We start from the raw sequence: 13,266 nt of genomic DNA, 5'->3' as shown, positions 1-13,266 counted from the left end.
AAATGAGTGTAGAAAAGAAAGCGCTGGTAGGCATTATTATGGGTAGCAAGTCCGATCTCCCTGTTATGCAGGATGCCATTGATATTTTGAAAAAGTTGGACGTGCCTTTCGAGGTTTCGATCGTGTCCGCACATCGCACGCCGGAACGTATGTTCGACTATGCCAAGTCGGCTGCAGAACGCGGATTGAAAGTTATTGTTGCCGGTGCGGGCGGAGCAGCACATCTGCCAGGTATGGTGGCTTCGATAACCCACCTTCCGGTGATCGGCGTGCCGGTAAAATCATCCAACTCCATTGATGGCTGGGATTCCGTGTTATCTATCCTACAGATGCCAAATGGTATCCCTGTAGCAACCGTAGCACTCAATGCCGCCAAGAATGCCGGTATTTTAGCGGCTCAGATTTTAGGTACTTCCTCACAGGAAATTTCCGATCGGATATTGGCCTATAAGGAAGAGTTAAGACAGGCGGTCGAAACGAATGCCCGCGATGTCGAAGCAACGATATTTTAAAGCAAAATAAGAAAGAGCCCCTAGGGGCTCTTCTTATTTTGCTAAAAACTTCTGTACGTAATCGTAGCTTTTCTTGATACTTTCAAACTTGTTCGGGATGTAGATATCATCCTGCTCTACGAAGGCATATTTTAAACCGGATTTGTCGGCATAGTTGGCAATATTGATGAAATCGATAGCGCCCGTACCCACTTCGGTATATTTAATTTCCTTGATAATATCCATGAAGCCCGCCTTGTCGTATTCCTCGCCCACCACCGGCTTGGTAAACTGTTTGTCCATATCTTTGATATGCCACATTGTAAAACGGCCTGGATACTTTTCAAAGTAAGATTGAGGCGTGTAGCCCGCTTTTTCGATCCAAAATAGGTCTAGCTCAAAGTCTACCAGATCGGGTTCTGTAAAGGCCAAGAGAATGTCTAATCCTTTTGTGCCGTTGCCAAAGCTGCGGAACTCCCAAAAATGGTTGTGATAGCCGACCTTAATCCCTGCTTTTTTAGCCATTTCACCAGCCTTGTTTAGTTGTTCGGCCGCATACTGGTAATCCTCTACTTTCAAATTGTTCAGGTCGTCCATAGGCGTTACAGGCGCGACAATATACGATTGACCAAGTTCATGAGCGATCTCGATATACTTCTCGATATTTTCTTTGTCGTTTTGCGTTCGGCTGAGGTATTTGGACATGTCGTAGTGCCCACTGTGTGTTTTCAACCCATTGTCGGCCAACACCTTCTTCAATTCCGCAATAGGTAAATTCCAGTAGCTGCCAGCAGCAGCATCCACACCGAATGTTTCCACATGTCTATAACCTATTTTTCCGACCATTTCCAATGTCTTTGTCGGGTCCTCGGCCAAGAGGTCTCTAAGCGAGAATAATTGAATGCCCAAGTTATGGAATGGTCCGCTCCCTGTTTTTCCTGGCTCGCAGGAAAACAGATAAGGGCTCAGAAAGGCCGCTGACACCCCGAGGCCTGCCTGTTTCAGGAATTTTCGTCTACTATGCTGCATAGTTTGTTTGTTTAAATTGGTAATTGTAGAGGAAAGTTAATCAAAAAAAGAAAACGAAAAAAGGATTCTAACACGAAGAATCCTTTTTTAACATTAAAAGTCGTATGTCCGTTACACGGTCATGATATCTTTTTCTTTCAATTCGGCCAACTGATCAACCTTAACGATAAAGGTATCCGTTAGTTTTTGAACTTCGCCTTCACCAGATTTTATCTCATCTTCCGAAGCACCATCATTTTTAAGTTTCTTGATGGATTCGTTAGCATCTTTCCGGATATTACGGATGGCAATACGTCCTTTTTCCGCCTCTTCCTTTACTTTTTTTACAAGATCGCGACGGCGCTCTTCCGTTAAAACCGGAATCGCCAGACGGATAATAATACCATCATTTTGCGGATTCAGACCAAGGTTAGAATCTATGATCGCTTTTTCGATAGCACCTAGAATATTTTTTTCCCAAGGCTGGATAACGATCGTTCTCGCATCCGTGGTATTGATATTGCTCACTTGTGCTAGTGGCGTCATGCTTCCATAGTAATCTACGGCAATACCGTCCAACATGGAAGGTGATGCTTTTCCAGCTCTGATTTTCGTCAACTCAGATTCTGTATGAGCAACAGCTTTTCCCATGCTCTCCTTACAGTCATCTAGTTCTAAGGAAATAAGTTCGTTCATATGTTTGTTGTTTCTTTTACAATAGCTTAACTAACAATCGTTCCGATGTGCGCACCATCAGCCAATTTCTTTAAATTGCCCGGCTTGTTCATATCGAATACGATGATAGGAAGGTTGTTTTCCTGACATAGCGTGAACGCTGTCATGTCCATCACGTTCAATCCTTTCGCGTAAACCTCTTGGAAAGAGATGGTATCGAATTTCTGTGCTGTAGGATCTTTCTCCGGATCAGCCGTATAGATACCGTCAACACGTGTGCCTTTTAGTACAGCATCTGCGTTGATTTCAATGGCACGTAATGAGGCCGCGGTATCCGTAGTGAAATAAGGATTTCCCGTTCCAGCGCCAAAAATAACGATGCGTCCTTTTTCCAAATGACGAACTGCTCTACGGCGGATGAACGGCTCACAGATCTGTTCCATTTTAATGGCCGTTAAAAGACGGGTCTTTAAACCCACTTTTTCCAACGCATCTTGCAAGGCCATACTGTTGATTACCGTGGCCAACATACCCATGTAATCAGCTTGTACACGATCCATGCCAGCCTTCTCTGCACTTAAACCCCGATAGATATTACCGCCGCCGATGACGATGGCAATTTCTAACCCTTGACTATGAATTTCTTTGATGTCGTTAGCGTATTGCATCACCCGGTTGATGTCGATGCCGTAACTTTGTTCGCCCATTAGGGCTTCACCGCTAAGTTTAAGTAAGATACGTTTATATTTCATGTTTGTTTTTTTGGAGCATTCCCAAAAGCCAAAGATAAAACTTTTTTTTCACGCCAAGGCCATTATCTTAGCCTTTTTTCGAGGCTGAAACGACTTCTTCATAATAATTTTCATACAACGGAAGGATTTTCGCTAGATCAAATTCCTGTGCACGTGCAAAAGCAGCATCCTTGAATACCTGCAGTCGATCGCAATCCTCTAAAATATGGATGGCATGCTTCGCCATGTCGTCCACATCGCCAATATTGCTGAGAAAACCACTGATACCCTGTACGTTCAATTCGGGAAGTCCCCCCGTATTGGAGGAAATAACTGGAACATGGCAGGCCATGGCCTCCAAAGCGGCCAAGCCGAAGCTTTCCGACGAGGAAGGCATCAGAAAAAGATCCGAAACGGACAGGATTTCTTCAATAGCATCCTGTTTTCCTAAAAAACGTACATCCTGACTGACGCCCAGCTCACGTGCCAGCTCCTCGGTATTATGACGCTCTGGTCCGTCGCCCACCATCAGCAACTTGCTCGGCAATACGTCGTTCACCCGCTTAAAGATGCGTACCACATCCTGCGTGTTCTTTACCTTCCTGAAGTTGGAGGTATGCGTAATGACACGCTCATTGCCGGGAGCGATGGCGCGCTTGAAATGTTCCTTGCTTTTATTGTGGAAACGCGAGAAATCGATGAAATTCGGGATCACACGGATGTCGCGGTTGACATCGAAATACTCTAAGGTCTGTTCCCTTAAACTTTCTGAAACGGTCGTTACTCCGTCCGATTGGTTGATCGAGAAGGTCACCACGGGGCTAAAGCTCTTGTCTTTTCCGACAAGGGTAATGTCAGTGCCATGCAGGGTGGTAACGACAGGGATGTTTATGCCATGCGAAGCAAGGATCTGTTTGGCCAAGTAGGCCACAGAAGCATGCGGAATGGCGTAGTGCACGTGCAGGAGATCCAGCTTTTCGAATTTGACAACATCGACAAGCTTGCTAGCCAAGGCCGATTCGTAAGGTGAAAAGTCAAATAGCGGGTATTGCGCCATCGACACCTCGTGGTAGTACAGGTTTTCGGAAAAGAAATCTAGACGGGCTGGTTGCGAGTAGGTGATAAAGTGTATTTCGTGCCCGTTAGAAGCTAGTGCTTTACCGAGCTCAGTGGCTACCACACCACTTCCTCCGAATGTAGGGTAACATACGATACCAATTTTCATATGAATAGTTTGTTTTTAATCACGGAGATTATCCAATAATTTGCTTGGGTGAAAAATCATCAATGCGAAACGAATATGACCGACAAAATGTGTATATTATGTAATGCATTTGCAGTTAATTAACCGCGTAAATATAAGGATGGTTTTATAATTGTTTTGCAATAATTCATTTGTTCATTTTCTAGCAAAGCTGATGACTATTGATCATACATTATTGTTGAAAGAAGTTGTTTTTAGCACCTCGCGCTCGGGCGGCGCCGGTGGGCAACATGTTAATAAAGTGGAATCCAAAGTTTCCTTGTACTGGAACCTCTTGACATCCCCATCTATCACGTCTCATCAACGTGCACAGCTGGCTACTAAGTTGGCCAATAGACTTAACAAAGAAGGAGTCTTGCAGCTAGATGCTTCCGACACCCGCAGCCAGGTGAAAAATAAGGAGCTGGTCACACAGCGTTTCCTAACCTTAGTGGAAAATGCACTCAAAGTCGATAAAAAACGTATCGCAACGAAAATACCCAAATCGAAGGTCCTAGATCGCTTGGATAGAAAGAAAAAGAATGCACAAAAGAAGTCTTTACGTGGTAGGATTGATTTCGATTGATTTTATCTTGCTGTAAAACAGCTATTTGTATTTTTATAATTTATAAACTAAAAATATAGTTGTAAAACTAATCTTTTAGTTTTAAATTTGATTTATAATCGATTATGGGCAATATTGTCTACTTTAATACATAGAGTCATGGACGAATTAAAAGAACTTACAAAAGCCGAAGAGCAGATCATGCAAGAGCTGTGGGAGATGGGAGGGGGATTTGTGAAAGATGTGATTGCACACTTGCCTGATCCGAAGCCGGCATACAATACAGTATCAACCATTATTCGCATCCTCGAAACCAAGGGTTTCGTGGCGCATGAATCATTTGGCAGAAGCCATCGCTATTTGCCGAAGATCAGTAAGGAAGAATATAAGAAATTAATCACTGGAAAACTGCTGCATAACTATTTCGACAATTCCGCTAAAAGCATGTTGTCTTTCTTCTTGGAAGAGAAGAAGATGGATGTTAAGGAACTGGACGAAATTATGCAAATCATCAATAAAAATAGATAAGGCTTAACCACCTTTATAAACATCATTATTATGGTCTATCTTATTCTCGTGAACGTCAGTTTGCTGTTATGCTACGCCTTGTACAGCATCTTTTTGAAAAAGCTCACCTTCTTTCAGCTGAATAGAATCTATCTATTGGGGGCGGTTATCGTATCGCTGTTGATTCCCATTGGGCTATTTATCGATATGCCTCGGGGCTTGATTGCGGAAGAAACGCTTCCCAATATTGATCTGAATTTATTCCTAGGCGAGGAGATGTTGCTGGCAGAACAGGCAGATCGAGCAGCATCCATGCAGGATATCTTGCAGATCGTTTATTGGATAGGAGCGGGCTTGGCCTTGCTGTGGTTATGTTTCCGCTGTTCGCGGGTGCTCGTTCTGTTACGGTCGGGCAACAGCACGTTTAGCTTTGCTTTTTTCAGAACTGTCGTATTGGCGGATCAGGTGTCGGAAAATCAAGTTATAGCAGCGCACGAGCAGATACATGTTGCACAGGGACATAGTTATGATCTCGTTTTTGTCGAGTTGGTTCGGGTGTTCAACTGGTTCAATCCGGTACTGCGACTCTACCTTAAAGAACTCAAATTTCAGCATGAATGTATTGCGGATGAGCAGAGCTCGGTAGATCGAGTCGCCTATGCGGAGCTCTTGGTAGCACAAGCAATGCAGGTGGAACGAAGCCATTTTTTACATGAGTTTTCCGAAAAATCATTTTTAAAAAATCGAATTGCCATGTTATTTAAAGAAAAAACACAAAATAAATACAAATTTCTGTACCTCTCCATAGCACCGGTATTGGGCTTGACGCTTTTGTCCACTTTGGTGTTCAACAGTAGCAAAGCCAAAAGTTTGGTGCGTGATATTGAAAATAAGGTGGAATACACGGCGGTTATCACAGCTGAGCCAGATACTACCGGTACTAAGATGAAGGAAGATGCAGAAAAGCAAAAGGTCTTTACGGCCACAGAGGTAAATCCAGAGCCGGTAGGAGGACTTGCCAACTTCAGGAAGTGGATTGGTGACAATTATAGCTATCCGCAGGAAGCCGTCGACGCTGCATTGAAAGGACAAATGGTGGTCTCCTTTATTGTGGAGGCCGACGGTACACTCAGTAATTTCGAAGTAATTAAGGATTTGGGATATGGAACAGGGGAAGCCGCCTTAGATCTTTTGCGTAAGGCCGCTAAGTGGGCACCTGGAATCCAAAATGGTAGAAAGGTTCGGGTAGCGTACACGCTTCCTATTACTTTAAATTTAGAGGAAGACAAGAAAGGGTAAGGTACCAAGCGTAAGGGGCTGGCGACACAATTTTATGTCATGTTGTACATGTTTCAATCGCCTGCCCCGTTGTCAATTGGTAGAGATCATACGGCTAGTATTGTTATGAAAGTTTTGTTTTTCTTCTTAGCCTTTTTGGGCTTGGTATCCTGCAAGAATTATCCTTTTGCAAAAAATGGCCACTTTATAGATGGTGTAGACGAGTATTTCAATTTGACTCAGCAGGCCAATGTGTGGCTCTACATGGACTACTTGGCCTACAATGGCAATTATGGAGTGCGCCTTGATAGTCTTTATCCCAAAGATCGGGATATTTTTAAGCGGCTTGGCTTGAAGGGCAGGGCAGTGCGTGTGCTCTTTACGGCCAAGCCAAAGAATAGGCTGAACTATCATCTTGCCGTGTTGCAACATCGGCGTGGAGGCTTTGATTACAGCCACTACGAGAAATTTCAGGGAAAGCAGCGCTTTTACTTTTATAAAGACTTTGAACTGGATTTCCTCGTCGTTCGGCATGTGGTGATCCCCAGTGCGCATCACAAGTTGATGAGTATGGTTTATTATGTCGATAAGGACAAACATGCGAACGACGGATTTAAGATGCTGAACTACCTAGCGGAGATCAATGCCCAAGAGTTGCAGCTGGATGAAGGCTTCCGTAATTTTTGGCAAATCACCGACTGTCACGAGGATAAGGTCAATCTGACATTTAAAATTAGGCAGGAGCTGACAAAGAAGAAAAAAATTGTCTACCTGCAAATGTATACACTGTATGAAAATAGTCGTGGCATTTCGTACGCGAAGATCTTGACAAGGAAAGATCCCGATTCGTTGTCGCTGGCTCTTTGTCCAAATAGTTACGCCTTGGAATACCGGAATGAACGCGATCAGTTGCTACATACGGATACGCTTTATATAGCAGAGTAGTGGCGGCGGCGTAAACTACATTTAGTTTCTCATCAGCCTCTTGTTCCGTTTGGTGGGATGTTTATCGCCAACATCTCACCAAACGTTACTTCAGGAGGTCAAGCTCACGTTGCAGATACTCTATCTTGGCCAACAAGTGTCGCGCCACCTCGATACCCTGTATGTTAAGCTCCAGCTCATAATGCCAGTTTGCAAATTGTTCCAGTAAGATGAGCTGCTCTTCATCAATGAACTCTATCTCCTCCTCAGTGATCAGTTCGATCAAACCGCTAGCGGAAAGCTCGCGCACAAATTGAATTTCTATTTGATGAGAGCTGCATACATCGTATATCTTTATCCAAGTACGTTCCATAGTTTTATTTTCTTTTGTTAGCCAGTTGTTGGAAGAGGGCTATTTCTTCCGTCGACAAATCCGTTGGCAGCTTTACTTGCAGGCTGATAAATAGATCGCCGAACTCATTTTCTTTTTTGTATACCGGAAATCCTCTTCCTTTGAGCCTTATCCTGCTGCCGTTCTGTGTTTCTGGTTTCACCTTCACTTTGATCTTGCCAGCGAAGGTCTCGACCAGTAGCTCACCACCGAGCAGCATGGTGTAAAGGTCTACCTCCTGTGTCTTATAGAGATCGTTGCCTTGACGCTGAACCTGCGGATCTGTTTTGATATCAAATTGGATAAATAGATCGCCCGCGGGTCCTCCGTTTATGCCGTCGGCACCTTGGCCTTTGAGCCTTATTTTCTGCCCGCTTTCTACACCTGCAGGAATAGTGATACGTATGTTCTTGCCATTCACCGTGAAGGTCTGCTGATGGGTGTTGTAGGCTTGCTGTAAGGTCAGCTCCAACACCGAGTTGTAGTCGTTGCCTCTAAATTTAGCTTGCCGCCCACCACCAGAACGACTTCCAAACATCTGTTCGAAGAAATCGGAAAACTCGCCAGTGTCGTAATTACCATTGTATCCATCGAAGTCAAAACCCTCAAAAGGATTACCCGTTGTTTGTCCGCTTTGTTGACTGCGCTGTTGACGTGAGGCTTGTTCATAGGCTTCGCCATGTTTCCAGTTTTCTCCATATTGATCGTATTTCTTACGCTTCTCGGAGTCGGTTAGCACCTCATTGGCCTCATTGATTTCCTGAAATTTTTGCTTGGCAGCCTCGTCATTGGGGTTCATGTCCGGGTGATACTTTCGTGCCAGCTTCCGGTAGGCCTTTTTGATGTCATCTGCCGATGCGCCTTTGTCCAGTCCCAATACCTTGTAATAATCTACAAATGCCATAAATATATGTTGTATAGGCATAAAACAATCGATCAGGCATATTGTTCGCACGAAAGTGCCGGCACCGATCCGCAAAAAAAATCCCACCTCGCAGAGATGGGATTTTTTGCGGTGGAAAGCCCACCTATATTACGGCGCAACATCCAAAGCTGTCAAGCTTGATTATTCTTTGTTGCTGTCCACAGCAAGGCGTTTATCACGATTTGCAATGTCCCAAGCCGCATGGAAGACCAATTTCTCGCGTTTGACCATCATTGGGAAGTCGATCTTATCGACCGTGTCTTCTGGCGTGTGGTAGTGCGGATGCAGTCCCGAGAAATAAAAGGTCACCGGGATGTTGTGCTTGGCGAAGTTATATTGATCCGAACGGTAGCAAATCCGCATAGGATCTTTCGGATCGTCATACATATAATCCAGCTCCATTTTCGTGTATTGCTCATTCGCCTTTTTGTTGATGGCATACAGCTCTGAACTCAACTTATCCGATCCGATAATATGGAGGTAATCGTGGTTTCCGTTTAGGTGCTTATCATCGATGCGACCAATCATATCCATATTCAAACAGGTGACGGTGTTGGCCAATGGAAACACCGGGTTTTCGGAATAGAACTGTGAGCCCAGAAGCCCTTTCTCTTCTGCCGCGAAGGCAATGAAAAGAATGCTTCTACGTGGTCCTTTGCCATCTTTTTTTGCCTGCGCGAAAACGCGAGCCAATTCCAAGACACCTGTTGTTCCCGAGCCGTTATCGTCTGCGCCCGGAAAGATCGTTCCATCGGCTGTAATGCCATCATGGTCATGGTGACCAGAAATAACGACGATTTCATCTTTCAAGTCGGTACCTTCTAGAAGTCCCAAAACATTCGGATCGGCAAAGTGTTCTTGCGTTATCCCCATTTTTGCCTTTACGGTTATCGGAATGGCGAAGCTACTGGGTTTCTTCTTTTGTTGATCAATTGTTGTTTGCTTCTTTGCCAAGATGCTGTTGGCGATATCCAGCGTGATGTTAACGACTGGAGGGCTTTGTGTTCCCTCGTTGGCAGCCTTAGCATTGTCGAGCATAAATCTACCTGCCGTCAATCGATCGCTGAATCGCGAAATCATCTGTGCCACGGTGCTGCTGGTGGCTAAGATCATTTTCGGCTGCGCCTTGGCCAGCTCTTGTAAACGTTTGAAGCGGCTGCTAGCCCACTCTGAGGGTTTGTCCGTTCCGGTAATGCGGGAGTTGCCTTTCTCATCTAGTGGTTCACCTTCGTTGATCAGCAAGACGATCTTTCCCCGAATATCCAGCCCGGCTAGATCATTGTGTTTGGCATCTTGAATGCCGTATCCAACAAATACGATTTCAGAAGCATCAAAGACATTCTCTTTGTTATCACCCTGCACGAAAAGATCCTTCCCGTTGGTATAGGCTTTTCCATCGATGGCAAATTGCTGCACCTTATACGAAGAGCGAACAAGTTTTAAAGGTTGGAAGTAGCTGCCTTGAACCGGAGCCCTTAAGCCAAAAGATTTAAACTGTTCAGCTATATATTGAACCGTTTTCTCGCCTCCTTTTTGTCCTGTGCCACGGCCTTCAAAAGCTGGCGATGCTAGCAAGGTAAGGTGTGTCTTTGCCGATTCTTGCGTGAGTAGATTAGCATATTTGACCTGTACGGGGTCTTGCGCAATAGCACAGCTGTATATGGCAGGTACTAATGCGATGGCCTTGATCCAGTTTTTAAACATCTTATCTTAAGTTTAGCTACAAGCGATTTTATTTACACGGGTGGCATGTCTTCCGCCTTCGAAATCAGTCGTCACAAACGTATTCACGATTTTTTTCGCAAGGGCAATGTCTATGAAACGTGCGGGTATACAAATCACATTGGCATTGTTGTGTTGACGTGCCAAGGCGGCAATCTCGTTTTGCCAAGCGATAGCTGCACGTATGCCTTGGTGCTTGTTGGCCGTGATGGCTACGCCATTTGCGCTTCCGCAGATTAATACACCAAGCTCATTATTTCCGTCTTCCACACTCGATGCCACTGGGTGTGCAAAATCTGGATAGTCCACAGAGTCGCCCGTAGCTGGCCCGAAGTCTTCTACCTCAAAGCCCTCCGCTTTTAGAAATTCTACTAAGGCTGTTTTGTATTCAAATCCAGCATGATCACTTCCTATTGCAATTTTCTTTGACATGTTATGGTTATTTTTTATAAAATTCTTTTTCCGCTTGTAGCTTTTTCTTTTTGACATTCGCCGATACCATAATACTCAATTCATAGAGTAGGAACATCGGCGCACTTACGGTCAACAAGGTGATCACGTCTGCCGTAGGCGTGATAATCGCCGCTATAATTAAGATGATGACGGTAGCATAGCGGCGACTTGCGCGCATGAATTCCGGTGTCATCAAGCCTATTTTCGAAAGAATGAAGATTAGGATGGGCAGCAAAAATACAACACCACAGCCCAAGGTTAGTGTGGCGATTGTCGACAGGTAAGAGTCGATCGTGATCTGGTTGGTGATTTCTTCACTTAAAGAAACATTGGCCAAGAAGTTGACCGAAAGCGGTACCACGATGTAATAGCCAAATAGTGCTCCTAAGATGAATAGGATGGATGCGTAAATGACAAATCCTTGTGCCGATTTACGTTCAATATCTGTTAAGGCGGGTTTGATAAACAGCCATACTTCAAACAAGAGGTAGGGGAACCCAAGAGCCAAGGCCATCAGCAAACAGGAGTTGATCTGTAGCATGAACTGCCCTGCCAGCTCGGTATTGATAATATTGAACGGTATTTTCTCTACACAGAAGCCGTCGAGGCTCAGCAGATCACCAACTTTACACATCATCCGGTAGGTCCAAAAATCCAAATTTTTGGGGCCCATGATGATGTCGTTGAAAACAAAATCGTAAAAAGTGAAAGAAAGGATAGCAAACACCGCTATCGCGATAACGGAGCGGATGATATGCCATCTGAGAACCTCAAGATGGTCAAAGAAAGACATTTCTGCCTCTAGATTTTTCCCTTTATCTTTTATTGCTTTAATTAGATCGTTAGACTTCGACATCGTAAATTTTTAAATGCGGATAGAAACAAAAATACCATTCTTATTGATAAGAATGGTATTTTAAAACTATGTAAAAGAAATTTTATTAAATTTCATCTTCAGGGTATTCCGTCAAGTCGAAAGTCTCCATGAATTTGGTCGTAAAATTGCCCGCTCTGAAGTTCGGGTCGCGCATTAAGCGTAGATGCAAAGGAATGGTAGTTTTGATACCTTCAATCACAAATTCGCTCAGGGCACGCTCCATCGTGTTAATCGCTTCTTCGCGTGTTTGCGCCACCGTGATCAGCTTCGCAATCATGGAGTCATAGTTTGGTGGAATGGTATACCCCGCATATACGTGCGTATCAACGCGCACCCCATGTCCGCCCGGTGAATGAAAGTTCGTGATTTTTCCTGGTGATGGACGGAAGTTATTGAACGGATCCTCGGCATTGATACGGCACTCGATGGCGTGCATCGTTGGCTCGTAGCTTTTTCCGGATATCGGAATACCTGCGGCAACTTTAATTTGTTCTTTGATCAAATCGAAGTTGATCACTTCTTCCGTCACTGGGTGCTCTACCTGAATACGGGTGTTCATCTCCATGAAGTAGAAGTTGCGATGTTTGTCCACCAAAAATTCGATGGTTCCGGCACCTTCATAGTTTACCGCTTGGGCACCCTTGATGGCCGCTTCACCCATTTTGGCGCGCAACTCGGGCGTGATGAACGGCGAAGGAGCTTCTTCGACCAATTTCTGGTGACGACGTTGGATGGAACAATCGCGCTCGGAAAGGTGACACACCTTGCCGTATTGGTCACCAATTACTTGGATCTCGATATGGCGTGGCTCTTCCACGAATTTCTCCAAATAGATACCGTCGTTGCCAAAGGCCGCTGCCGCTTCTTGACGTGCCGAATCCCAGTTTGGTTCAAACTCTTCGTCTTTCCAGATGATACGCATACCACGTCCACCACCACCTGCAGTGGCTTTGATGATGACAGGGTAGCCGATTTCTCCAGCGAGCTTGATACCTGTTTTTACATCAGGAATAAGGCCTGCCGATCCAGGAACGGTAGGTACACCTGCTTTCTTCATCGTGTCTTTGGCCGATGCTTTATCGCCCATTTTCTCGATTTGATCGGCAGTAGCACCGATAAACTTGATGCCATATTCCGCGCAAATGGCCGAAAATTTAGCATTCTCGGATAAGAATCCGTACCCTGGGTGGATAGCGTCCGCGTTCGTTAACTCGGCCGCCGAAATAATATTAGGGATGTTTAAATACGAATCTTTACTGGCAGGAGGACCAATACAAACCGCTTCATCGGCAAAACGCACATGTAAGCTGTCTCGGTCGGCAGTGGAATATACCGCTACACTCTTAATGCCCATTTCGCGACAAGTACGAATGATACGAAGGGCTATCTCTCCTCTATTGGCTATTAATATTTTTTTAAACATAGATAAATAACGTTGTTACTGTATGCGAATATTCGCGATGAATTGGGCTTTCT

At 44.7% G+C, this 13,266-nt stretch carries 15 protein-coding genes; 5 read left to right on the top strand and 10 right to left on the bottom strand.

The window, feature by feature from the left end; genetic code table 11:
- Window positions 1-2: 2 nt before the first annotated feature.
- The gene (gene purE, locus SCB77_RS07620) at window positions 3-512 is read left to right on the top strand and encodes a 5-(carboxyamino)imidazole ribonucleotide mutase (RefSeq protein WP_320185832.1); all 510 of its coding nucleotides are present in this window, start codon (window positions 3-5) and stop codon (window positions 510-512) included.
- 33 nt (window positions 513-545) lie between these two features.
- Here purE and SCB77_RS07615 read toward each other — a convergent pair whose 3' ends face one another.
- The 4 genes from SCB77_RS07615 to bshA form a co-directional block, all read right to left on the bottom strand.
- Window positions 546-1,520: a sugar phosphate isomerase/epimerase family protein gene (locus tag SCB77_RS07615; protein ID WP_320185831.1), complete on the bottom strand. Its 975-nt coding sequence runs from the start codon at window positions 1,518-1,520 to the stop codon at window positions 546-548.
- Between the two features lie 111 nt (window positions 1,521-1,631).
- Entirely contained in the window at window positions 1,632-2,195 is a 564-nt protein-coding gene (gene frr / locus SCB77_RS07610) for a ribosome recycling factor (RefSeq protein ID WP_320185830.1), read from the bottom strand.
- Between the two features lie 26 nt (window positions 2,196-2,221).
- On the bottom strand, window positions 2,222-2,926 hold the full coding sequence (gene pyrH, locus SCB77_RS07605; protein ID WP_320185829.1) for a UMP kinase: 705 nt from the start codon (window positions 2,924-2,926) through the stop codon (window positions 2,222-2,224).
- Window positions 2,927-2,993: 67 nt separating this feature from the next.
- Window positions 2,994-4,130, bottom strand: coding sequence for an N-acetyl-alpha-D-glucosaminyl L-malate synthase BshA (gene bshA, locus SCB77_RS07600; RefSeq protein WP_320185828.1), 1,137 nt, complete (start codon window positions 4,128-4,130; stop codon window positions 2,994-2,996).
- A 193-nt stretch (window positions 4,131-4,323) separates the two neighbouring features.
- On the opposite strand from bshA, the gene arfB reads away from it, so the two are divergent.
- The 4 genes from arfB to SCB77_RS07580 all read left to right on the top strand — a co-directional run bounded on the left by arfB (window position 4,324) and on the right by SCB77_RS07580 (window position 7,443).
- A complete protein-coding gene (arfB, locus tag SCB77_RS07595) occupies window positions 4,324-4,734 on the top strand; it encodes an alternative ribosome rescue aminoacyl-tRNA hydrolase ArfB (RefSeq protein WP_320185827.1) in 411 nt (136 codons plus the stop codon).
- 138 nt (window positions 4,735-4,872) lie between these two features.
- Window positions 4,873-5,241: a BlaI/MecI/CopY family transcriptional regulator gene (locus SCB77_RS07590; RefSeq protein WP_320185826.1), complete on the top strand. Its 369-nt coding sequence runs from the start codon at window positions 4,873-4,875 to the stop codon at window positions 5,239-5,241.
- Between the two features lie 30 nt (window positions 5,242-5,271).
- Window positions 5,272-6,519, top strand: a complete 1,248-nt coding sequence (locus SCB77_RS07585) for a M56 family metallopeptidase (protein WP_320185825.1) — start codon at window positions 5,272-5,274, stop codon at window positions 6,517-6,519.
- A gap of 105 nt (window positions 6,520-6,624) precedes the next feature.
- On the top strand, window positions 6,625-7,443 hold the full coding sequence (locus tag SCB77_RS07580; protein WP_320185824.1) for a hypothetical protein: 819 nt from the start codon (window positions 6,625-6,627) through the stop codon (window positions 7,441-7,443).
- Window positions 7,444-7,528: 85 nt separating this feature from the next.
- Here the strand turns inward: SCB77_RS07580 and SCB77_RS07575 are convergent, their stop codons facing one another.
- From SCB77_RS07575 to accC, 6 genes are all read right to left on the bottom strand, one after another.
- Complete coding sequence (locus SCB77_RS07575) at window positions 7,529-7,795, bottom strand: chaperone modulator CbpM (RefSeq protein WP_320185823.1); 267 nt, start codon at window positions 7,793-7,795, stop codon at window positions 7,529-7,531.
- Between the two features lie 4 nt (window positions 7,796-7,799).
- Window positions 7,800-8,717, bottom strand: coding sequence for a J domain-containing protein (locus SCB77_RS07570; RefSeq protein ID WP_320185822.1), 918 nt, complete (start codon window positions 8,715-8,717; stop codon window positions 7,800-7,802).
- A gap of 162 nt (window positions 8,718-8,879) precedes the next feature.
- On the bottom strand, window positions 8,880-10,442 hold the full coding sequence (locus SCB77_RS07565; protein ID WP_320185821.1) for a M28 family peptidase: 1,563 nt from the start codon (window positions 10,440-10,442) through the stop codon (window positions 8,880-8,882).
- A 12-nt stretch (window positions 10,443-10,454) separates the two neighbouring features.
- Window positions 10,455-10,892 (bottom strand): ribose 5-phosphate isomerase B, encoded by a 438-nt coding sequence (rpiB, locus tag SCB77_RS07560; protein ID WP_189625143.1) that lies wholly within the window; start codon window positions 10,890-10,892, stop codon window positions 10,455-10,457.
- 7 nt (window positions 10,893-10,899) lie between these two features.
- Entirely contained in the window at window positions 10,900-11,769 is an 870-nt protein-coding gene (gene tatC / locus SCB77_RS07555; protein WP_320185820.1) for a twin-arginine translocase subunit TatC, read from the bottom strand.
- Window positions 11,770-11,854: 85 nt separating this feature from the next.
- Window positions 11,855-13,213 carry an acetyl-CoA carboxylase biotin carboxylase subunit gene (gene accC, locus SCB77_RS07550; RefSeq protein ID WP_320185819.1) on the bottom strand — a complete coding sequence of 453 codons (1,359 nt, stop codon included), beginning with the start codon at window positions 13,211-13,213 and terminating at the stop codon, window positions 11,855-11,857.
- Window positions 13,214-13,266 lie beyond the last annotated feature (53 nt).

Source organism: Sphingobacterium bambusae (assembly GCF_033955345.1).
Classification (GTDB): domain Bacteria; phylum Bacteroidota; class Bacteroidia; order Sphingobacteriales; family Sphingobacteriaceae; genus Sphingobacterium; species Sphingobacterium bambusae.
This window is presented reverse-complemented; position numbering and strand designations above follow the sequence as displayed.